At 67.9% G+C, this 20,943-nt stretch carries 19 protein-coding genes; 7 read left to right on the top strand and 12 right to left on the bottom strand.

The window, feature by feature from the left end:
• From metG to rsmI, 3 genes are all read right to left on the bottom strand, one after another.
• The gene (metG, locus tag ACFQB0_RS02050; protein ID WP_386726957.1) at positions 1-1,563 is read right to left on the bottom strand and encodes a methionine--tRNA ligase; all 1,563 of its coding nucleotides are present in this window, start codon (positions 1,561-1,563) and stop codon (positions 1-3) included.
• A 90-nt stretch (positions 1,564-1,653) separates the two neighbouring features.
• Positions 1,654-2,808 carry an NADP-dependent oxidoreductase gene (locus ACFQB0_RS02045; RefSeq protein ID WP_386726954.1) on the bottom strand — a complete coding sequence of 385 codons (1,155 nt, stop codon included), beginning with the start codon at positions 2,806-2,808 and terminating at the stop codon, positions 1,654-1,656.
• Between the two features lie 92 nt (positions 2,809-2,900).
• Positions 2,901-3,716, bottom strand: coding sequence for a 16S rRNA (cytidine(1402)-2'-O)-methyltransferase (gene rsmI, locus ACFQB0_RS02040; protein ID WP_386726951.1), 816 nt, complete (start codon positions 3,714-3,716; stop codon positions 2,901-2,903).
• A 27-nt stretch (positions 3,717-3,743) separates the two neighbouring features.
• On the opposite strand from rsmI, the gene ACFQB0_RS02035 reads away from it, so the two are divergent.
• The 3 genes from ACFQB0_RS02035 (at position 3,744) to ACFQB0_RS02025 (ending at position 7,740) form a co-directional block, all read left to right on the top strand.
• Positions 3,744-5,405, top strand: a complete 1,662-nt coding sequence (locus tag ACFQB0_RS02035; protein ID WP_386726948.1) for a dolichyl-phosphate-mannose--protein mannosyltransferase — start codon at positions 3,744-3,746, stop codon at positions 5,403-5,405.
• Between the two features lie 198 nt (positions 5,406-5,603).
• The gene (locus tag ACFQB0_RS02030; RefSeq protein WP_386726946.1) at positions 5,604-6,704 is read left to right on the top strand and encodes a fatty acid desaturase family protein; all 1,101 of its coding nucleotides are present in this window, start codon (positions 5,604-5,606) and stop codon (positions 6,702-6,704) included.
• A 43-nt stretch (positions 6,705-6,747) separates the two neighbouring features.
• Positions 6,748-7,740, top strand: a complete 993-nt coding sequence (locus ACFQB0_RS02025; protein WP_386726943.1) for a YeiH family protein — start codon at positions 6,748-6,750, stop codon at positions 7,738-7,740.
• Positions 7,741-7,957: 217 nt separating this feature from the next.
• Here ACFQB0_RS02025 and ACFQB0_RS02020 read toward each other — a convergent pair whose 3' ends face one another.
• The 3 genes from ACFQB0_RS02020 to ACFQB0_RS02010 all read right to left on the bottom strand — a co-directional run bounded on the left by ACFQB0_RS02020 (position 7,958) and on the right by ACFQB0_RS02010 (position 9,928).
• Positions 7,958-8,455, bottom strand: coding sequence for an antibiotic biosynthesis monooxygenase family protein (locus ACFQB0_RS02020; protein WP_386726940.1), 498 nt, complete (start codon positions 8,453-8,455; stop codon positions 7,958-7,960).
• 66 nt (positions 8,456-8,521) lie between these two features.
• Positions 8,522-8,938 carry an arsenate reductase ArsC gene (locus ACFQB0_RS02015; RefSeq protein ID WP_386726936.1) on the bottom strand — a complete coding sequence of 139 codons (417 nt, stop codon included), beginning with the start codon at positions 8,936-8,938 and terminating at the stop codon, positions 8,522-8,524.
• 75 nt (positions 8,939-9,013) lie between these two features.
• Entirely contained in the window at positions 9,014-9,928 is a 915-nt protein-coding gene (locus tag ACFQB0_RS02010; protein WP_386726933.1) for a metalloregulator ArsR/SmtB family transcription factor, read from the bottom strand.
• 188 nt (positions 9,929-10,116) lie between these two features.
• Between ACFQB0_RS02010 and ACFQB0_RS02005 the strand changes: the two genes are divergently transcribed.
• Entirely contained in the window at positions 10,117-11,412 is a 1,296-nt protein-coding gene (locus tag ACFQB0_RS02005; protein ID WP_386726930.1) for an O-acetylhomoserine aminocarboxypropyltransferase/cysteine synthase family protein, read from the top strand.
• Complete coding sequence (locus tag ACFQB0_RS02000; RefSeq protein WP_386726927.1) at positions 11,409-11,996, top strand: CoA-binding protein; 588 nt, start codon at positions 11,409-11,411, stop codon at positions 11,994-11,996. The genes ACFQB0_RS02005 and ACFQB0_RS02000 overlap by 4 nt, the downstream gene beginning before the upstream one ends.
• 69 nt (positions 11,997-12,065) lie before the next feature.
• On the opposite strand, the gene ACFQB0_RS01995 is transcribed toward ACFQB0_RS02000, so the two are convergent.
• Positions 12,066-13,115: a GNAT family N-acetyltransferase gene (locus tag ACFQB0_RS01995; protein WP_386726924.1), complete on the bottom strand. Its 1,050-nt coding sequence runs from the start codon at positions 13,113-13,115 to the stop codon at positions 12,066-12,068.
• A 178-nt stretch (positions 13,116-13,293) separates the two neighbouring features.
• On the opposite strand from ACFQB0_RS01995, the gene ACFQB0_RS01990 reads away from it, so the two are divergent.
• Positions 13,294-13,662 (top strand): Fe-S oxidoreductase, encoded by a 369-nt coding sequence (locus ACFQB0_RS01990; protein WP_386726921.1) that lies wholly within the window; start codon positions 13,294-13,296, stop codon positions 13,660-13,662.
• A gap of 3 nt (positions 13,663-13,665) precedes the next feature.
• On the opposite strand, the gene ACFQB0_RS01985 is transcribed toward ACFQB0_RS01990, so the two are convergent.
• The 5 genes from ACFQB0_RS01985 to ACFQB0_RS01965 form a co-directional block, all read right to left on the bottom strand.
• Entirely contained in the window at positions 13,666-14,586 is a 921-nt protein-coding gene (locus ACFQB0_RS01985; protein ID WP_386726918.1) for a siderophore-interacting protein, read from the bottom strand.
• Between the two features lie 34 nt (positions 14,587-14,620).
• Positions 14,621-16,723: an iron ABC transporter permease gene (locus ACFQB0_RS01980; protein ID WP_386726916.1), complete on the bottom strand. Its 2,103-nt coding sequence runs from the start codon at positions 16,721-16,723 to the stop codon at positions 14,621-14,623.
• Between the two features lie 13 nt (positions 16,724-16,736).
• Entirely contained in the window at positions 16,737-17,702 is a 966-nt protein-coding gene (locus ACFQB0_RS01975; RefSeq protein WP_386726914.1) for an ABC transporter substrate-binding protein, read from the bottom strand.
• Between the two features lie 71 nt (positions 17,703-17,773).
• Complete coding sequence (locus ACFQB0_RS01970; RefSeq protein ID WP_386726911.1) at positions 17,774-18,622, bottom strand: ABC transporter ATP-binding protein; 849 nt, start codon at positions 18,620-18,622, stop codon at positions 17,774-17,776.
• A gap of 134 nt (positions 18,623-18,756) precedes the next feature.
• Positions 18,757-20,184: an amidase gene (locus ACFQB0_RS01965; protein WP_386726909.1), complete on the bottom strand. Its 1,428-nt coding sequence runs from the start codon at positions 20,182-20,184 to the stop codon at positions 18,757-18,759.
• Between the two features lie 64 nt (positions 20,185-20,248).
• Here ACFQB0_RS01965 and ACFQB0_RS01960 point away from each other — a divergent pair, with 64 nt between their 5' ends.
• Complete coding sequence (locus tag ACFQB0_RS01960) at positions 20,249-20,914, top strand: hypothetical protein (protein WP_386726907.1); 666 nt, start codon at positions 20,249-20,251, stop codon at positions 20,912-20,914.
• Positions 20,915-20,943 lie beyond the last annotated feature (29 nt).

The following is a 20,943-nucleotide window of genomic DNA, read 5'->3' as shown; positions in this document are numbered from 1 at the left end:
CTACTCACTCGTCGATTCGATACGGGGGAACAGCGCCTCGAGCGGTGCGACCGATGACTCGCCCGACCATTCCCAGGCGCGGTCGATGCGCTGGCTCTGAACCGTGCCGACGCCGCCGAGCGCCGTCCACAGCCTCTCGGTGGCCTTGGGCAGCACGGGCGAGAGCAGCACCGCGAGGGTGCCGAGGCCGCGAACAGCCGTGAACAGCACCGTCTCGAGGCGCGCACGCTTGTCGGGGTCCTTCGCGAGCACCCACGGTTCCTGCTCGGTGATGTACCCGTTGAGCGAGTCGACGAGCTCCCAGACGGCGGTGATGGCCTCGTGGATCGCGAGCCGGTCGATGGCGATAGAGGCGGTGTCCGTCACCGTGCGCTCGATCGCCCGGATGGTCTCGTCGGACTCGCCGAACTCCCCCGGCACCGGGATGACCCCATCGCAGTAGCGCGCGACCATGGCGATGACGCGCGAAGCGAGATTGCCGAAGCCGTTGGCGAGCTCGGCGGTGTAACGCGCCGAGAGGTCTTCCCAGGAGAACGAGCCATCCTGACCGAAGCTGATGGCGCGCATGAAGTAGTAGCGGAACGCATCCGAGCCGAAGGTGTCGGTGATCTGCGTCGGCGCGATCCCGGTGAGCTTCGACTTGCTCATCTTCTCGCCGCCGACGAGCAACCAGCCGTGCCCGAACACGCGATGCGGAACGTCGAGGCCGGCCGCCATCAGCATGGCCGGCCAGATGACGGCGTGGAACCGGAGGATGTCCTTTCCGATGATGTGGGTCGCGGGCCAGCGATCCGAGAAGACCTCGTCGTCCTGACCGTAACCGGCCGCGGTGATGTAGTTGAGCAGAGCGTCGAACCAGACGTAGACGACGTGGCTGTCGTCCCACGGCACCTTGACGCCCCAGTCGAAACTGGAGCGCGAGATGGAGAGGTCGGCGAGACCCTGGCGAACGAACGACACCGCCTCGTTGCGGGCGCTCTCGGGCTGGACGAAGTCGGGGCGCTCCTCGTAGAGAGCGAGCAACCGTTCGGCGAAGGCGCTCATCTTGAAGAAGTAGTTCTTCTCGTTGAGCAGTTCGACGGGCTTCGAATGGATCGCGCAGACCTTCAGGCCGACGTACTCCCCCTCGCCGTCGAGGAGTTCACTCGGCTGCTTGTACTCCTCGCAGCCGACGCAATAGTAGCCTTCGTACTCACCCGTGTAGATGAACCCGGCGTCGTAGAGGCGCTGCAGGAACTTCTGCACGTTCTCCTCGTGACGCGGCTCCGTCGTGCGGATGAAATCGTCGTTCGAGAGGTCGATCGTCTCGAGCAGCGGCTTCCAGGCCTCCTCGACGAGTTTGTCGGCCCACTCCTGAGGGGTCACACTGTTGGCGGTCGCGGTGCGCAGGATCTTCTGGCCGTGCTCGTCGGTTCCCGTGAGGAACCACGTGTCGTCGCCACGCTGACGGTGCCAGCGTGCGAGCACGTCCGCGGCGACCTCCGTGTAGGCATGACCGATGTGCGGCACGTCGTTGACGTAGAAAATCGGCGTTGTTATATAGAACGAAGAGCCGTCGGACATGCTGACCATCCTATTCGGCGCACGAGGCCGCCCCTGCTGTGTTACCTCGGGCTGATTCCGGCTTCTCCTCCCCGGCCCGCCCATCGTTCGTCAGCCGAGCGGAAGCCCGACGCGATCCCGATCCTGCGGCCGATCAAGGGGGTCGTCTGCTGGCTCGGAACGCCGCGTGTCCGATGGGTGCGGATGCGCCTGATGCGGTAGGTGGCCGATGACGGGCGGCAGGTTCTCGTAGACGTCCATGTGCGGATGCTCCGTCGAGACCCCGACCGTCACCGCCGCCTCCTTGACGTCGACGGCCTGCACGCGCTGGTGCCGGTAGTTCACGGGCTGCATGCCGAGCACGATCTTGCCGCGGGTATGGCCACGGTCGAGTTCGACGAACGCCTCGCGCACGCGTTCGAGCGGGAAGATGTCGGAGACGGGTACGACGAGCTTGTGCTGGGCGACGAGATGGGCGACCTTGGCCAGCACCTCGGTGGCCTCCGAATCCGCGTCGGCCATCGTGTTGAGGCCGTACTCGTCGATCGCCTCCCAGTCGATGATCGTATTGATCCGATACCGAGACACCCCGAGCTCGACCGCGGTGTGGATGTTGTCACCGCCGTGCGTGTCGAGATACGCGTCGACGCCGTGCGGGGTCACCGCGCGGATGCGCTCGACGACTCCGGGGCCGTGGGCGACGGGAATCACCCCGAGCTGCCGCAAGAAGTCGAAGTTCTCGGGACTCGCCGTGCCGATGACCGTCGCACCGCGCAGACGCGCCAGCTGTGCTGCGATGCAGCCAACGCCCCCGGCCGCGGCCGAGACGACGACGACATCGCCCGCCTTCACGCCAACGGCGTTGACAGCGGCCCAGGCAGTGGTGCCCACCACGAACAGGCTGCCGGCGACCTCCCAGGGGAGGCGCCGCGGCTTGGGAGTGAGATTCGTGGCGGGCACGACCAGGTGACTGGCGTGCGAACCTCGCGAGGTGTGTCCGATCACGGCGTCGTTCACCTCGAATGACGTGACACCGCGGCCCAGCGCAGAGACGAAGCCCGCGAAGTCGCTGCCCTGCCCCTGGGGAAATCGCGAGACCCACCTCTCTGAGAGTCTGCCCTCGCGAATCGCCGACTCTGCAGGATTGATCCCAGCCGCGACGACCTCGACGAGTACCTCGCCATCGGCCGGCCTCGGGATCGCGATCTCAACGACCTCGAGAACCTCGGGACCGCCGTATCGGGAGAACTTCACTGCGTGCGGCATGCGCTCACCTCCAACGCTCGCGTTGTCCTTATGGCAACAACCGGGAGCCTTCAGATGTTCCATCCGGAGCCGTGCGAACCCTCGACACCGGTTCAGCGGGCGGCGAGAGCCGCCTGATAGAGCTCGCGCTTGCCGAGCCCGGTCGCCTCCGAGACGGTGGCAGCGGCATCCTTGAGCCGCTCCCCCGCTGCGACGAGGGCGAGCACTTCCTCCACACCGTTCGCGAGATCGATGATCCGTTTCTCGGCTCCGGCGACGACGACGCAGATCTCGCCCTTGACACCGCCGGCAGCCCAGGCCGCAAGCTCGACGGCGGTGCCTCGTCTGACCTCTTCATAGAATTTCGTGAGTTCTCGGCAGACGACGACTCGCCGGTCCGCGCCCAGCGCGACGGCCAGATCGGCGAGTGACGCGGCAAGACGGTTCGGCGACTCGAAGAAGACCATGGTGCGGCGCTCGTCCGCGAGGCCGCGGAGGGCGGAGAGCCGCTCCCCTGCCTTGCGGGGCAGAAAGCCCTCGAAGGTGAATCGGTCGGTCGGGAGACCGGAGACGGCGAGCGCGGTGAGCACGGCGCTCGGTCCGGGGAGGGCGGTGACCGCGACCCCGGCACGTGCGGCGACGTCCACGAGGTGGAAACCGGGATCGGAGACCGTCGGCATGCCCGCGTCGCTCAGCACGAGGATGTCGGCGTCGCGCGCGAGCTCGACCAGCTCGGCCGCTTTCACGCGTTCGTTGTGGTCGTGCAAGGCGATGAGTCGCGGCCGATTCTCGACACCGAGTGCGGCGAGCAGCCGCTGGGTGACCCGGGTGTCCTCAGCGGCGATCACTTCTGCCGAGGCGAGCGCCTCGACGAGACGGGCCGACGCATCCTTGAGGTTGCCGATGGGAGTCGCCGCAAGAATGATCATGTTCCCAGTCTGGCTTAGCATGGGCGAATGAGCACCGGACCGGTCCAGCAGGATGCGCCCGAGTCGCCCGCATCCGATGTCGGCCCCGCCGTGGCAGCCGCCTCGGGGCCGCCAGTGGCGAGCGAACCGAGCGGCAGCCCGCTCGACGATTGGTGGGGGCGGGTGCTGTCATCGCCGGGCCGCCGGCGCCTCTGGTACTGGGGTGGTCCCATCGCGGTCACCGTGCTTGCCGCCGTGCTGCGGCTGTGGAACCTCGCCCATCCGCATGCTCTCGTGTTCGACGAGACCTTTTATGTCAAAGACGCTTACACCCTGCTCAACAACGGCTACGAGTCCACGTGGCCGGCGGATGCCGATCCCGAGTTCAACGCCGGCAACACCGACATCTTCACCACCGAGGGCTCCTTCGTGGTGCATCCTCCACTCGGCAAGTGGATCATCGCCGCCGGGCTCGCGGTGTTCGGAGCCGACAGCAGCTTCGGCTGGCGCATCGGCACCGTCGTCGTCGGGGTGCTCGCGGTGTTCCTGCTCACCGTCATCGCGCGCCGGCTCTTCGCCTCGACCCTCCTCGCCGTCGTCGCCGGGTTGCTCTTCGCCGTCGACGGCCATGCGATCGTCATGTCGCGGGTGGCACTGCTCGACGTCTCGGTCATGTTCTTCGCCCTGCTCGGTTTCGGCGCCGTGCTCCTCGATCGCTCCTGGCATGAGAGACGGCTCGCCACCCGGCTCGCTGAACGACGATCCCGCGGGATGGAGCCGAGCTGGGGTCCCACACTGTGGTGGCGTCCGTGGCTGCTCGCCGCAGGCCTTGCCTTCGGGCTCACGGCATCGGTCAAGTGGTCCGGGCTCTATTTTCTCGCGGCCTTCGGCGTGTACCTCGTGGTTGTCGACGCTCTGGCCCGCCGCCGCGCGGGGGTGCCGTTCTGGCTGAGCGCCGCAGCGCTCAAGCAGGGCCCGGTGGCCTTCCTGCTCCTCGTGCCGATCGCACTCGGAAGCTATCTGGTCACATGGACCGGCTGGTTCGTGACGAGCGGCGGCTTCTACCGGGGCTGGGCCGACCAGACGGATGCCGCCTGGACGGGTCCGCTCGCGTGGGTTCCGCACGCGCTGCAGAGTTTCTGGCACTTCCAGGTGGCCGCTTACAACTACCACGTCAACCTCTCGACGCCGCATCCCTACCAAGCGAACCCGCTCACCTGGCTGCTCATGATCCGGCCGACGAGCATGTACTACGAAGGATCATCCTTCGGCCAGAACGGATGCCTCGTCGACACCTGCGCCGAGGCGATCAACTCGGTCGGCAACCCGCTCGTCTGGTGGGCGGCCATGGTGGCCGCGCTCTATCTGGTCTACCGGCTCGCCCGCTACCGCGAGTGGCGGATCGGGCTCATCCTTATGGGTCTCGCCGCCGGATACCTGCCCTGGCTCATGTACCTGAACCGAACCGTCTTCCAGTTCTACACGATCGCCTTCGAGCCCTACCTCCTGCTCGGCCTGACTTTCGTGATCGGGCTGATCCTCGGCACGCGGGAGGACCCATGGTGGCGTCGCCAGCGAGGAATCGGGGTCGTCGGCGTCTACCTGGGCTGCGTGCTCGCCGTGAGCGCGTTCTTCTACCCGATCTGGACCGCCCAGCAGGTGCCGTTCTGGTTCTGGCAGCTGCACATCTGGCTGCCAGGCTGGCGCTGAGTCCCCTTCGCCTCGCATTCCGAAATCGTGAGCGTATGCCCGAAACGGCATGGATCACCCTCGAAGACGCGGCTGTTTCTCAGCCTCTGCCCCTTAGACTGGTGCCATCCGATCTCTGACGATATTTCGATCTCCGGCGATCTCCGGGCACTTGCTCTCTCCTCGGCTGGGAAGTCGCCTCTATTCGAAGGCCGTGTGATGTCTGAAGTCTCCACCGCACCCTCTGTGCGCATCATCCGAACCAAACCGGGCGGCGACACCAAGAACCCGACGACGGAGTACTCGGCCCTGATGCACACGGTGCGCAATCTCGGCCTGCTGCGCCGCGCCAGGGTCTTCTACTGGGTGGTCTTCTCGATCCTCGTGGTCGCCCTCGGCGGCGCGGTGACGGGTTTCGTGTTGCTCGGCGACACGTGGTACCAACTGCTCATCGCCGGTGCCCTCGGCATCCTGCTCACCCAGTTCGCGTTCCTCGCGCACGAGGCGTCCCACCGTCAGGTGTTCGAATCGGGCAGGGCCAACGACCGGGCCGGGAGGGTGCTCGCCAACGCCGTCGTCGGGATCAGCTATTCGTGGTGGATGACGAAGCACTCCCGCCACCACGCCAACCCGAACGTCATCGGCAAAGACCCGGATATCGACACCGACTTCATCGTCTTCCAGCCCGAGGAGGCGGCGAAGGTCTCACGACTCCATGCCCTCGTCACGCGCAAGCAGGGCTGGTTCTTCTTTCCGATGCTGCTGCTCGAGGGCCTCAATCTGCATGTGCAGGGGCTGCGCACCGTGATGGGGCGCGGCAAGGTCGACAATCGCTGGCTCGAGATCGCTATGATCTGCACACGCCTCGTCGCCTATCTCGCCGTGGTCTTCTACTTCCTTCCGCTCGGCATGGCCTTCGCCTTCATCGGCGTGCAGCTCGCCGTGTTCGGCCTCTACATGGGAGCCTCCTTCGCCCCGAACCACAAGGGAATGCCGCAGCTGCCCCACGACAGCAAGGTCGACTTTCTGCGGCGTCAGGTGCTCACCTCGCGCAACATCCGCGGCGGCTGGGTCATGCTCACCTTCATGGGAGGCCTCAACTACCAGATCGAGCACCACCTGTTCCCGAACATGCCGCGCCCCCACCTGCGCAAGGCGCGCGAGATCGTGCTCGAGTACTGCCAGACACACTCGATCGCCTATACGGAGACCGGTCTCGTGCAGAGCTACGGCATCGTGATCGCCTACCTCAACAAGGTCGGCCTCTCTGCGCGCGATCCGTTCGACTGCCCGATGACGGCTCGCTTCCGCACGCACTGACCCCGCGAGGCCATGGCGCCTCGCCGAACGCTAGGCTCGTGGGATGCCTTGGCTTCCCGGTGTGCTCCTCGCCGGGGCCGCAGCCCTCACCTCCTGGGGCATCCACACGCTGATCCCCGTCATCCCGCTGCTCACGGCGGCGATCGCGCTGGGCATCGTCGTCGGGCAGCTCCCCATCGCCCGTCCCGCCCTCGGCGGCAGCCTCGCGCCGGGGATCTCGGTCGCCTCGAAGGGCTTCATGCGGCTCGGTGTCGTGCTGCTCGGCCTCAAACTCAGTCTCACGGACATCGCCGGTCTCGGCTGGCCGTCCGTCCTGCTCATCGTCGGAGTCGTGCTGCTCGCCTTCGTCGGCACGATCGGCCTCGGCCGCACTCTCGGCCTGCCCGGCCATCAGCCCTTGCTCGTCGCGACGGGGTTCTCAATCTGCGGAGCCTCGGCGATCGGCGCTATGAGCGGCGTCGTCAGGGCGAAGGACGAGGAGACGGCGACACCGGTCGCGCTCGTCACCCTGTGCGGAACGCTCGCGATCGCTGTGCTGCCGCTGCTGTGGCATCCGCTCGGCCTCACGAACGAGCAGTTCGGGCATTGGGTGGGAGCGAGCGTGCACGATGTCGGTCAGGTGATCGCGACCGCGCAGATCGCCGGCCCGGCCGCGCTCGCGGTGGCGATCGTCGTGAAGCTCACGCGCATCGTGATGCTCGCACCAATGGTCGCTATCGTCGCCTCCATCGAACGGCGCCGCCACATCGCAGCCGTCGCGAACGACGACGACGGCGAGCGCCCGCCCATCGTGCCCCTGTTCGTGCTCGGCTTTCTGGCCATGATCCTCGTGCGCACCCTGCTGCCTGTTCCGGACGCCGCCATCGAGGTCGCGGACGCAGTGCAGACGGCGCTGCTCGCCATGGCGCTGTTCGGCCTCGGCTCGGCGGTACGGCTGAGCGAGCTCATGCGCACCGGCTGGCGGGCGCTGCTCGTGGGATTGCTGTCCTGGGCGCTCATCGCGGCCCTGGCGTTGGCGGCAGTTGTTCTGAGCTGAGCCGCCGAGCCGCGCCGTACAGGTGGGCGCCGCGCCGACCCCGACCCGGACCGCGTAGGCGGTGCCTGGAGGCGTAACGCATCGCTGGAGGTTGATGCGGCTTAGACGACCGCAGACACTCCGACAACCATCACGTGGTCACCGCATAGATTGCCCAGGTGGGTCCCGCATACGCCGCCATGGTCGATCTCGTCGATCTTGAAAAAAATGCACGTTCTCACCGATCACTGAACGGTGTGGCACCGGCCTCCGCGACCCGGACGAAGTGCTCCACGGCGGGAAACGGCTCGTAGAAGCCGTGCAGCAGCTCGCGCCAGCGACCATACTCCGCCGATCCCCGAAAGCCGGGATCGTGCGCCTCGATACTCTCCCAGCTGACGAGCAGCAGATAAGTGCCGGGAGTCTCGAGCGACCGCGAGAGCGTGAGACCGAGAAAGCCCGGCATCGACGCGATGATCGCGAGAGCCTCGACGAAGGCGGATTCGAATGCCTCCTCCCGGCCGGGAACGACGGGCAGCAGGGCATGCTCGAGGATCATCCGTCCACCGTAGCGAACGGACTCGCTCGCATCGGTGGCGAGATCGGTGGCCAGGTCAGTGGCCAGGTCAGTGGCCAGGTCAGTGGCCAGGTCAATGGCCAGGCCAGTGGCCAGAACGGCGGCACGTCGCGCAGGATCGTCGGCCGGCTGAGCCGGACGCGCATCGACGCCACGCACACCTTCGATTTCGCCGGCCCCGACGGGCGAGGCTCACAGCCTCAGAACTCGGCTGCACGACGTCCGTCAACCCGCAGGGGCCGACGGGAGGATCTCGGCGATGAGGTCCTCGATGCGGGCGCGGATGCCGTCGCGAACGCGGCGAACGCCGTCCAGCTCGAGACCGGCCGGATCGTCGAACTCCCAGTCCTCGTAGCGCTTGCCCGGGAAGATCGGGCAGGCATCGCCGCAACCCATCGTGATCACGACGTCGGCGTCGCGCACGGCCTCGGTGGTGAGCACCTTCGGCACGGTGTTCGCGATGTCGATGCCCTCTTCGGCCATCGCCTGCACCGCGAGCGGATTGATCCGGTCCTTCGGTTCGGAACCGGCGGAGAGCACATCGACGCGGTCGCCCGTGAGGGCGCGGAGGTAGCCGGCGGCCATCTGGGACCGGCCCGCGTTGTGCACGCAGACGAACAGGACGGTGGGTCTGCCGGTCATGGGAGTCCTCGCTTCCAGTCGTTTCTCAAAGCATAGATCATTGTCTATGTTTTGATGAGGGAATCCGCGAGACACTCACGCATCGTCCACCGCGGACCCTCCGGCGAGGACACCGAGGACATTGAGGAGCTCGCGGACGCGGATCTCGATCTCGTCGCGGATCTCGCGCACGCGCGGCACAGGCAGACCCACCGGATCTTCGAGCTCCCAGTCGAGGTAACGGCGCCCGGGGTAGACCGGGCAGGCGTCGCCGCATCCCATCGTGATCACGACGTCGGCCGCACGCACCACCTCGTCGGTCAGAGGCTTCGGAAACTCTCCGCCGATCGGCACGCCGATCTCGTCGAGAACGGAGACGATGACCGAGCGCACCGCGGCCGCAGGCTGGGAGCCTGCGCTACGGACGTGCACGCGATCGCCAGCGAGATGCCGCAGGATCGCGGCGGCCATCTGGGACCGGCCCGCGTTCTGCACGCACACGAACAACACCTCGGGAGCGCCGCCCGGCGTGTGCTGCGCCCTGGCCAGGGCGGTGAGCCGCTCGCCGGTGAAACGGGCCGTCAACGACGGCAGATACCGAGTGATCCGCGCCTGCCCGGCCAGCAGCTCGTAGCTCTCTTCGACGTATCGCTCGACCGTCTCCGGGCTGAACACCCCGGTGAAACGGTGCGCGAGATCACGTCCGATGCGCTCGAGAACGGCTCTCTCCACCTGCGGCACCGGCGTCTGCAGCAACTCGGACACCTGGTCGAGATGTTCAGGGGCGATGGAGTACCACGCTTGCCGCCCCTCGGGATCGCGGCGTAGCACCCCCTCGTCGAGGAGGACCTTCACGTGATGCGAGACCGTCGGCTGCGTCAGCTCCAACATCTCCGCGAGACGGGTCACGGTGGCACGTGCGTTCTGACTGCCGAGGATCAAAGACAGCATGCGCGCCCGCGTAGGGTCGGTGAGCAGTCTCAGCACTGCCGTACGCGGCGCCATGTCCATGGACCTGAGCCTAAGGCGACGGGAACGATCGGTCGACCTCGCCGAGCATCCTCCTGTCGTTCATCACGATATGAGCGAGCCTGGACGGCGCCGTGCCATGAGTTCACGTGCCGCCGAAACCGACGGACGCGTTTCGTCGCGTTACGCGTTCGCGAGAGGCACGCCAGCGCACGGGTTAGCGTGAGCCCATGGCAGATCGCGAATACGGCTTCAAGACCCGCGCCATCCACGCGGGCAACATCCCCGACCCGGTGACGGGAGCACGAGCGCTGCCGATCTACCAGACGAGCGCGTTCGTCTTCGACGACACCGCGGATGCCGCCGCCCGCTTCGCCTTGCAGAAGTACGGCAACATCTACTCCCGCCTCGCCAATCCGACGGTCGCGAGTTTCGAGGAACGCGTCGCGAGCCTCGAGGGAGGCCTCGGCGCCGTCGCGACCGCGAGCGGCCTGAGCGCCCAATACATCACCTTCGCGAGTCTCGTCGGCGCCGGTGATCACATCGTGGCGAGCGCGAACCTCTACGGTGGGTCCATCACCCAACTGGATGTGACGCTCCGCCGCTTCGGTGTCGAGACGACCTTCGTGCACAGCTCAGACCCGGCCGACTACGCGGCAGTGATCACCGACAGAACCAAGCTCCTCTTCGTGGAGACGATCGCGAACCCCTCCGGGGAGATCGCCGACATCGAGGGACTCGCGGAGGTCGCGCACGGTGGCGGCATCCCCCTCATCGTCGACTCGACGATCGCGACCCCCTATCTCAACCGCCCGATCGAGTGGGGTGCCGATGTCGTCATCCACTCGGCGACGAAGTTCCTCGGCGGACACGGCACGACCCTGGGCGGCGTCGTCGTCGAGAGCGGCCGGTTCCACTGGCACAGCGAGAGGTTCCCGCTCTTCGGCGAGCCCGTTCCGAGCTATGGCGGGCTGGAATGGTCGGGCAACTTCGGTGAGTACGCGTTTCTGACGCGGCTCCGCGCCGAGCAATTGCGTGACATCGGTCCGACGCTCGCCCCGCACAGCGCTTTCCTGCTCGCCCAGGGCGTCGAGACGCTGCCGTACCGCATCCAGGCCCACGTCGACAACGCCAGCACCGTCGCGGAATGGCTCGAAGCCGATCCGCGGATCTCGGCAGTGCACTGGGCCGGCCTGCCCGGCCATCCGCACTTCGAGCGCGGGCGGAAGTACCTGCCGAAGGGTCCGGGATCGGTGTTCACCTTCGAACTGAAAGACGGCCGCGCCGCCGGTCAGACGTTCATCGAGTCGCTCAACCTCGCAAGCCACCTCGCCAACATCGGTGATGCGAAGACCCTCGTGATCCACCCGGCGTCGACGACCCACGCCCAGCTCACCGAGCAGCAGCTGCTCGACGCGGGCGTGCGTCCCGGCTCGGTGCGCATCAGCGTCGGCATCGAAGACGTCGACGACATCGTCTACGATCTCGACCAGGCTCTGGATGCCGCGACAGGAGGTTCCCGATGAGCGTCGATGCCACGATCGTGACGAGCGACGAGACCGTGCAGCTCGCCAACGGACTGAGCTGCGAGTTGCCGGCCGACTCGCCACTCGCCAGGCTGTTGCGCTCGCAGCGCACCTGGGTAGGCCCCGATGCCAAGCAACGGCTGCGAATCCTGCGAGAGGCGACGTCGATCGCGATCGTCGGCGCCTCGCCCAACCCGGCGCGGTCGAGCTACTTCGTCGGCACCTACCTGCAGCAGTCGAGCGACTACCGGGTGTACTTCGTGAACCCGAACGCCGATACGATCCTCGGCGAGAAGGCCTATCCCGACCTGGCCAGCCTGCCAGAGGTGCCCGACATCGTCGACGTGTTCCGGCGTGGGAGCGACATCCCGAGTGTCATCGACGACATCGTCGCGATCGGCGCGAAGACGATCTGGGTCCAGCTCGGGATCTGGAACCAGGATGCCGCCGAATACGGCGAGTCCCGGGGCCTGACGGTCGTCATGGACCGCTGCGTCAAGATCGAGCACGCCCGCTTCAACGGAGGCCTGCACCTGCTCGGTTTCGACACCGGCCAGATCACCGCGCGCAAGACCATCCGCTAGCCGCTCGGCACCCCATGAACCGGCAGCAGCTGCCGCCATCGACAGCGGATGAGGGCGGCTACTGCCGGTTCAGGACGTGGGTCGTCGAAAGCTCAAGAGCTTGACCGTGTGACCGCCGAGCTCGAGCACGGGCTCACGGTCGGGCATCCGTTCGAAGCCGAGCGTCTCGTAGAGGCGGTGGGCACTCGTCATCTCCGGTCCGCTGTTCATCACGACGCTCCCGAGACCGCGGATGCGAGCGAGACCGAGCACATGCCGGGTGAGCAGCTCGCCGATTCCGTGCCGCCGCACAGCAGGGTCGACGGCGAGGAGGCGGAAGTCCAGTTCGCCGGGTCGAGCGAGATCCGAGATCGCCTCGCCCGCGTGCGGAGTCGAGACCGTTCCGAGCAGATCACCAGAAGCAGCATCCTCTGCCACCCATACCTGGTGCTCGAGCGCACGATCTTCGACGGCCATGATCGACGCCCGGTAGGGGTCCGAGAGCTCGTAGTCGTGACTGTAAGCGCGCTCGGAGAGCAACGACACCGCATCCGTCTCCTCCGGCCGCATGAGGCGCACGACGACGTCGTCGCGCTGCTGGAGCCGATAGCTGAAGACGAGGAGTTGCACGCCGCCGACCACGACCGCCGGATCCCGCTCGGGAAGCCTCTCGAAGCCGAGTCGCGTGCAGGCTCGCTGCGCCGGGTTCTCGGAGCCGGTGTCGAGCACCACGGCCAGCTCACCCCACTCCAGAGCGCACTCCAACGACACCCGTACGAGTGCGTCGCCAACGGCGTTGCCACGCGTGGCAGGGTCGACGGCCAGCAACCGCACCTCGGCCTCTCCCGGGCGGGCGAGTCGGGCGTAGCGGGTTCCGGCCCGCAACAGGCTCACTGTGCCCGTCACCCGATCGGCGTCGTCGACGGCGACGAGCAGGGTTCCGGATTCCGCACGCCCTGCCGCGTCACATTCGAAGGCACGTCGCTCGGCACTCACCGACAGGTGCCCGTATGGGCCTGCGCGAAAAGCGTTCTCGATGACGGTCACTATGACGCCGAACTCGTCGGCGCGGGCCGGTCGCACGGTGAACGGTGGAGTGGAGGCTGTGAGGGCGGTCTGAGGGGCGGTTGTGTTCGGCACGGACGCTCCAGGACGGTCGATGGTGTGCGGCTCAGCGGGATTCGAAGAATCCAGCCTCATTCTTCGCGGAATGGAGGGCACCCGCTCGCTGAGGGCGATGGGGTGAGATGGGGTGATGGGGCGGGTGGCATGGGTCAGGTACAGGTGGCCCCGTCACAGGTGAAGCTACGCTGAGAGAGTGCGCCGCATCCTCTTCGACTCCCCGATCAGTCGCCTCGGCTATCTCTACGCGACCCTCGTCGGGATCATCTGGGGGTTCGTCTGGAGCACAGGACGGGTGGAGCGACGCGGCGGGCTCATCGTCTTCCGCGGCCTACCGGGATGGGCATTCGCACGGGGCGGCTCCTGCGTCGGCGGGTGCTACCTCACCGACCAGAACGTGAGCGAGGAGGTGCTCGAGCACGAGGTCGTGCACAAGCGGCAGTGGCAGCGCTACGGCATGGTGTTCCCCGTGTTGTACTTCCTCGCAGGACGGAACCCGCTGAACAACCGCTTCGAGATCGAGGCGGGTCTCGAGAAGGGCGGCTACCTGCCGCGGCGCCGCTGACCATCAGTTCTCCGCGCGACCGAGCTTCCAATAGCCCATGAATGCGACCCGCTTCCGGTCGATGCCGAGATCGCACACGAGATGTCGACGCAGTGTCGTGATGGCGGAGGCCTCACCGGCCAGCCAGGCGTACAGATCGCCGTCCGCGGACCCCTCCGGCACCTCCCAGAGCAGGTCGACGCCGAGATCGGCGGGCTCCGGCTCCGGACCGGGACGCACGGCGTCGACCCAGGACTCCGCCCAGCCACGCACGGCGGGAACGAGGGCAGAACCATACCCCGCACCCCCGATCGCCGCCGCGGCCGCGTCGAACGCCATGGCATCACGCGGCAGCCACCGCACATCGACTCCGACGGGGGCCGATACGGCGAGAGCATCCGCCGCGGTCGGGACCTCGATGAATGCGCACCCGCGTGCGTCGGCCGGCAACCCCTCGAGAATCGAGCAGATCGCCGGTGCCGCCGTCTCGTCACCGACGAGCAAAAGGGTCTCCGCCCGCCCCGGCTTCCACTCATAGCCTTCCGCAGGCGCCTCGCTCGTGGCATCCGGGCCGATGATCACGAGCTCATCCCCCGCGGCGGCGGTCGCGATCCAGCGCGAGGCAGGCCCGCTGTCACCGTGCGCGACGAAGTCCACGTCGACCTCGCGCTGAGCGGGTCGCGCGTCGCGGATCGTGTAGGTGCGGATGGGGTTGCGCTCCCCCTCCGGCAGGCCGCGCCACGCCTGATACCAATCGGCGTGGTCGGGAAAGGCGTCGACCCCGCGCCCATCGATCGGAAGCACGACCTTGATGCGCTGATCTGCGCCGAAACAGCCGAAGTCGGCCAGATCGTCTGCGGTGAAGGTCACCCGGGTGAAATGCGGCGAAAGCCGGTCGACGGTGCGCACCCGCACTCGAAAGCCGCGGTAGCCCTGTTTCGACATGATGTCCTCCCTGGACGGATCGTGGATGATCGGGTCAGCCGACACGACGCGAACGCCAGAGCAGCCAGACGAAGTACGGTGCGCCGACAACCGCGGTGAGCAGGCCTGCGGGAAGCTGACCGGGCGCGATGACGGTGCGGCCGAGCGTGTCGGCGACGCAGACGAGCAAGCCGCCCAGGATCGCGGACATCGGCAGGACGAGCGCGTGCCGGCCGCCGACGAGCGCGCGGGCCGCGTGCGGCGCGACGAGGCCGACGAAGCCGATCACGCCGACGGCCGCGACCGCCGTCGCCGTGAGAGCCACGCACACGCTCAGGAGTCCGAGACGGGCACGTCCGAGCGGTACGCCGAGGATGCGCGGGGTGTCGTCGTCCTGTGCGAGCAGGTCGAGCTCGCGCCGCGCGCCCGCGAGGATCGGCGCAGCGACGACGACCGCGACGAGCACGGGCAGCAGCTGCGGGAGCGTGCGACCATACGTGGATCCCGATAGCCAGGTGAGCGCCTTCGCGCCGTTGTAAGGGTCGGTCGCGATGATGAGCATGCTCACGGCCGCCCCCGCGGCGGCGGACACGCCGAGGCCGATCAGGATGAGCCTGCTCCGGTCGAGTCCACCTTGGGCGGCGAGACCGAATACGATGACGGATGCCGCGACGGCGCCCAGCAGCCCTCCGGCGGTGACCGCCCAGAAGCTCGCGAGGGGCGCGATCGTGATGACGAGTACCGCGCCGACGCCCGCGCCGCCCGTCACCCCGAGCAGGCCGGGCTCGGCGAGGGGGTTCCGGGAGACGGCCTGCACAACGGAGCCGGCGATGGCGAGCGCAGCCCCAGCGAGAATCGCCGCGAGCACCCGGGGAACCCTGGTGTTCATCACGAAGTTCGTGACGGGTCCGACCTGGCCGGTGATCCAGTTGAGAACGTCACCTGCGAACAGTTTCGCATCGCCGAGCAACAGGGAGCAGAAGGCGACGACGAGCAGCACCATCACGGCGAGGACGACGAGGCGACGACGCAGCCGTTCGTCCGATGCCGTGGTCAGTGCGAAGCTGTCGGCTTGAGCGGTCGAACCGGCGTCCGAGAGCCTTCTGGCGAGGACGACGAGGAAGACGGCTCCGAAGATCGTCGTGACGACGCCGGTCGGAACCTCGACCCCCGCAGCGCCACCGAAAACGAGACGCAGTGCAACATCCGAGCCGAGCACGACGATCACGCCCATGAGCGCCGCGGCGGGGATGAGCGCGCGGTGGCGCTGCAGGCCAGGGACGCGGGTCGCCGCGAGCCGCACGATCGCCGGCGCGGCGAGCCCGACGAACCCGATCGGCCCCGCGACGGTGACGGCGGCGGCCGAGAGCAGCACGGCGAGCACGATCGCCGCCCACCGGATGCGAGGCACCCGCACGCCGAGCACGGCCGCCGCGTCGTCGCCGAGCATGAGAAGGTCGAGCCTACGAGCGAACAACAGGAGGGCGAGCACGACGAGCAGCACCACGGGACCGAGCTGGCTCACCCCGTCCATGCTCGTCTGGCCGATGGTTCCCGCACCCCAGGCGAAGAGTCCCGTCGTCTCTTCGGCGAAGAGCAGCAAGAGCATCGTGGTGAGAGCCGCGAGCGCGAGGGCTATCGCCGAACCGGCCAGAACCAGACGCACAGTGCCCTCTCCGCCGCCGGAGGCGAGGCCGAGCACGAGTACGGCGGCCGCAAGTCCACCCAGGAAAGCGACCGCGCCGCCCGTGAGCACGGGCAGGGCTATTCCGAAGGCGGCGAACGCGACGACGGCCAGATAGGCTCCCGCGTTGACCGCGAGAGTGTCTGGCGAGGCGAGCACGTTGCGCGCGACGGTCTGCATGACCGCGCCGGCTGTGCCCAGCGCGACTCCGACGAGCAGACCCGCGAGCAGGCGCGGGATGCGCGAGGCGACGAGCACCGATGCCGCCTGGTCGCCGCCGTCGCCCGTGAGAACGCGCCACAGTTCCACGGGTCCGACGGAGGAGGATCCTTGGGTCAGATGGACGGCGGCCAGCACGGACGCGAGCACCACGCCGACGATCACCGTGACGAGGAGCAGGCCTCGGCGGTCCACGGATTCCGTGGCCGCAGCCGGGGCAGCTCCGGCCGCGGACACGGTCGTGGTCGCACACATGGGGCGGATGCCGTTACGCGGAGAGGGCGGCGACGACCGCGTCGATGTAGCCGTTCATCGACGACGGGCCGCCGAACATCCAGATGCCGTCGGCGAGACGGTGCACTTTGCCGGCCTGGACTGCGGGAAGCGAGGTCCAGACGGCGTTGCCGGCGAGCTCGTTCCGATAGGGGTCCATACCCTCGGTCGCCACATAGAGAAAGTCGACGTCACCGAGGACGGTGAGCCCTTCGACATCGGTCGACCCGAGGCCGTAGTCCTTGTCGCCCTCTCCCGTCCAGGCGTTCTTCAGGCCGAGCCGCTCTGTGATGTCGGAGAGCAGCGAGCCCCGGGCGTAGGGGCGAATGGAGACCTGGCCGTTGCTGACCCAGGCATCGCTGATGAAGAACGCTCTGCCCGCGAGACCGGCTGCGTCGATCGCTGCCTTGCCCTCGGTGATCTTCGCGCCGAATCGGTCGAGCAGGGCGACGGCCTTGGTCTCGGTGCCCGTCGCGGTCGCAATGGCGTTGAGGTTCTTCTCCATCTGGCCGATGGCGTTGGAGGCGTCGGCGCCGCGCACGACGAGGACCGGGGCGAACACCTCGATCTGAGCGATGGCGCTCTGGGGGAGGTCGGTGGTCGTGACGACGAGATCGGGGGCGAGACCGGCGATCGAGTCGATGCTCGGCTCACCGCGTTTTCCGACGTCCGTCACGGAGTCGTCGAGACGCTCCGCCTTGACCCAGGTCCCGTATCCGTCGACGTCGGCGACGCCGACCGGCATGACGCCGAGCGCAACGAGGTTCTCGGCGGTGTTCCACTCGAGTGCGACGACCTTCTCGGCGGGCGCCGCGAGCGAGATCGTCTCGCCGCGGTCGTCGACGATCGTGATCGCCGTCTCACCGGCGGCGGACCCGACGTTCCCGATCGTTCCGCATCCGCCGAGCAGCAGTGCGACTCCAGCTGCGGCGATGGACAGGGCGATGTTGTGCGTTCTCATATGTTTCCTTCCATGGCGGGCGGGCGAATGCACCGCTCCGGTGGTGTGGTCGGTGGAGGAGTCCGGTCCGGCTAGACGAAAGCCGGTGCGAAAGCTCTGCTGTTGTGGCGTCCGACCGCGCGTGTGCGGACGATGCCGGTCCGTTCGTCGACGTCGACGTCGACGCGAATGCCATAGCTCGAGCTCAGCACGTCGCTCATGAGCACCTCGCGCGGAGTGCCGACGGCGCGCACTCGACCGGCCTCGAGAAGGATCATCCGGTCGGCGATGGCCGCCGCCTGATCGAGATCGTGCAGCACGAGGCCGATCGTGACCCCGTGCAGCTCGGCGAGGTCGCGCACGAGGTCGAGCAGTTCGACCTGGTAGCGCAGGTCGAGGTAGGTCGTCGGCTCGTCGAGAAGAAGCACGCCGGTGTCCTGGGCCAGGCAGCTCGCGAGCCAGACCCGCTGCAACTGCCCTCCCGAAAGCCGGTCGACGGGGCGCTCGGCGAGGGACTCGACGCCTGTGATCGCCATGGCGTGCCGCACGATGGCCGGCCCCTCGGCGTCTCCCCCTGTCCAGCGCCCCCTGTGCGGGTGACGTCCGAACTCGACGACCTCCCGCACGGTGAGTCCTGAGGGCGTCGGGCGGTTCTGAGTGAGCAAGGTGACCCGTCTCGCGAACTCGCGATTGCTCAGCGCGAGGGCGTCGACGCCGCGCTCGGGATCGTCGACGGCCGCAGTGTCCGGCTCGAAGGGCGATGCCAGAACGATTCGGCCGGCATCGGGCGTGTGCAGACGAGCGAGCGCCCGCAGCAACGTCGACTTTCCGCTGCCGTTCGGCCCCACCAGGGCTGTGATCCGACCGGGTGCGAGGGCGACATCGGCACCGTGCACGACAGGGATGCCGTTGTAGGAGAGCGTGAGGTCGAGACCGAGCATGGTTACACTATAGGCAAGCCTTACCTAAGTCAGCCAGTCCTTAGGTTCAAAAACCTCGCCGCCTTTCCGTCAGCCGCGATCGCGAACACGATGGCGCCCCGCCTTCCGCGACCGCAGGACCGGACGCCGGAGCGTCACCGTACCGGAGGGCGGCGACGCTCCCAGTGCAGCCGTCGCTCGAGTTGCGCGCCGAGGGCGAGGAGCGCGGCCTCGCCTCCCGGTCGCCCGATCAGCTGCACACCCATCGGCAGCCTCTCCTCTGTTTCATCCACGGGAAGCACGATCGCCGGCAGTCCGCTCACATTGACCATCGAGGTGAACGGCGTGTATCGCACCTGCTGGGCGAAGTTGCGCTCGCCATCCTCGGCGTCATACCAGCCGATCGGCCGCGGAGTCAGAGCGAGGGCCGGTGTGAGCACGGCGTCGAAGCGGGAGAGCTGCCGGATGAGCGAGCGTTCGAACACGGCGAGTGTCGCGAGCGCCTCGGAGAGCGCTCGCGCGGAGAGCTCCCGTCCGCGGCGCATAAGCCACCGCGTGAGCGGCTCGAGCATGTCTTCCTGTTCGCCGCCCTCAGCGGGGATGCTCGCCGCTCCCGCCTGCCAGACAGTGCGGAACGCCGGTGCGTAGCTGTCGTCGGGTTCGAGCGCGGTCTGCTCGATACCGTGGCCGAGCCCCGCGAACTCGCCGACGGCGCGCTCCAGCGCCGCGAGCGCCTCGGGAGCGAGATCGATGTCGTAGGCGTCGTCCCATGCCGAACTCGTCATGACCCCGAGCTGGTATCGGCCCTCGCCGCGCACCGCCGAGGCGAGGAACGGCCCGTCGCCGCCCGGCGCGCGGAGCGCGAAACGGTGGCCGGCCGGCGCACCATGCGGCAGCACCATGCCGTCGAGCAGGAGCGCGGCATCAGCAACGGTCCTGGCCAGAGGCCCAGGGACGACGAGACCGGCAAGCTTGTCGATCCCGCTGCCGGACGGCACACGCCCACGCGACGGCTTCAGGCCGACGAGACCGCATGCCGCGGCGGGAATACGTATGGATCCCCCACCATCCGAGCCGGGCGCGAACGGCAGCATCCCCGCCGCGACCGCGACCGCCGCACCCCCGCTCGACCCGCCGGCGCCGAGCTCCGGATTCCACGGATTGCGCGCGGGCGCGGCCACGAGACTCTCGGTGTACGAGGAGAGCCCGAACTCCGGCGCGTTCGTCTGACCCAGACTTACTCCTCCGGCCGCATCGAGCGTCTCGACGAGCTCGTCGGACGACTCTGGCACGAAGCCCGAAAAGAGCCGCGAGCCGAAGCCCGCCGGAACGCCCGCACGCATGGTGAGGTCCTTGTCGCCGAAAGGCAGACCCCACAGCGGTGCGGTGCGCGGAACCGAGGTCTCGACGGTCGCCGCGCGGGCGCGGGCGGCATCCGGAGTCACCGTGACGAAGGCGCCCAGCCCGGGATCGAGCTCGGCGATGCGGGCGAGGTAGTGGTCGACGAGTCCACCCGGAGAGATCTCTCCGGACTGCAAAGCCTGCCATTGCTCGAGCGCGGTGAGATCGTGGAGTTCCGCCATGGCTCGAGCCTACGCGCCGTGCGTTGCACCCGCCCGGGCGTGGACACGCCGGTACAGTGAAAGCATGGGCGCGCAACCGCAATCGGATGGCGGTGCCCTGCGCAGACTGGACGCCACCCTCCCCGCGTGGATGGTCGCTCATCCGCTCACCCTCGGCTGGCTCTGGCTGTTGTTCTTCGCAGCGCTGCTGGTCGCGACAGAGCTCTTCGACTGGCCAGACTGGATCTGGGGCCTGTTGATCGCGTTCAGCGCGCTGCCGTCGTTCGCAGCCATGGTGATCGTGCTGCAGGCGACCCCGCGACGCAGCCTGCACGCGCACAGTTCCGTGTTCGGTCATTTCTTCACCCGCTACCTCACCCTCGTCGCGGCCTTCGTCGCCTGGACGACGTCGATCGTGATCGGTGCCTCGATCTCCTCCGCGCTCCAGCTCGCCGCTGAGAACCGCGAAGAGGAAGTTCTCGGCAGCGGGCTCTCGCTCGTCTTCGGGTCGTTCCCACTGGTCGCCACCCTGCTCTGGGTCGTCTTCCTCCTACGCTGCGCATGGTTCCTCACCCGGGTTCGCGGGTGGCGCCAGCATCCCGCGCGCACGACGATCCCCGCCCGGCTCCTCTCCTCCGCCCCCGGGCTCCGCACCGTGGTGATCGGGCTCGCGCACCCCGGCATCCTGCTCGCCATCAGCGTGTTGTCGGGAATCGCGCTGCTTGCCGTGGATCTTGGAGGCCTCGAATGAGAAGACCGATCGGTTGGGCACTGCTTTGC

This window comes from Luethyella okanaganae (assembly GCF_042660285.1).
GTDB classification, from domain to species: Bacteria; Actinomycetota; Actinomycetes; order Actinomycetales; family Microbacteriaceae; genus Luethyella; species Luethyella okanaganae.
The sequence above is the reverse complement of the archived record's forward strand: the minus strand, read 5'-3'. Positions and strand labels throughout refer to the sequence as shown.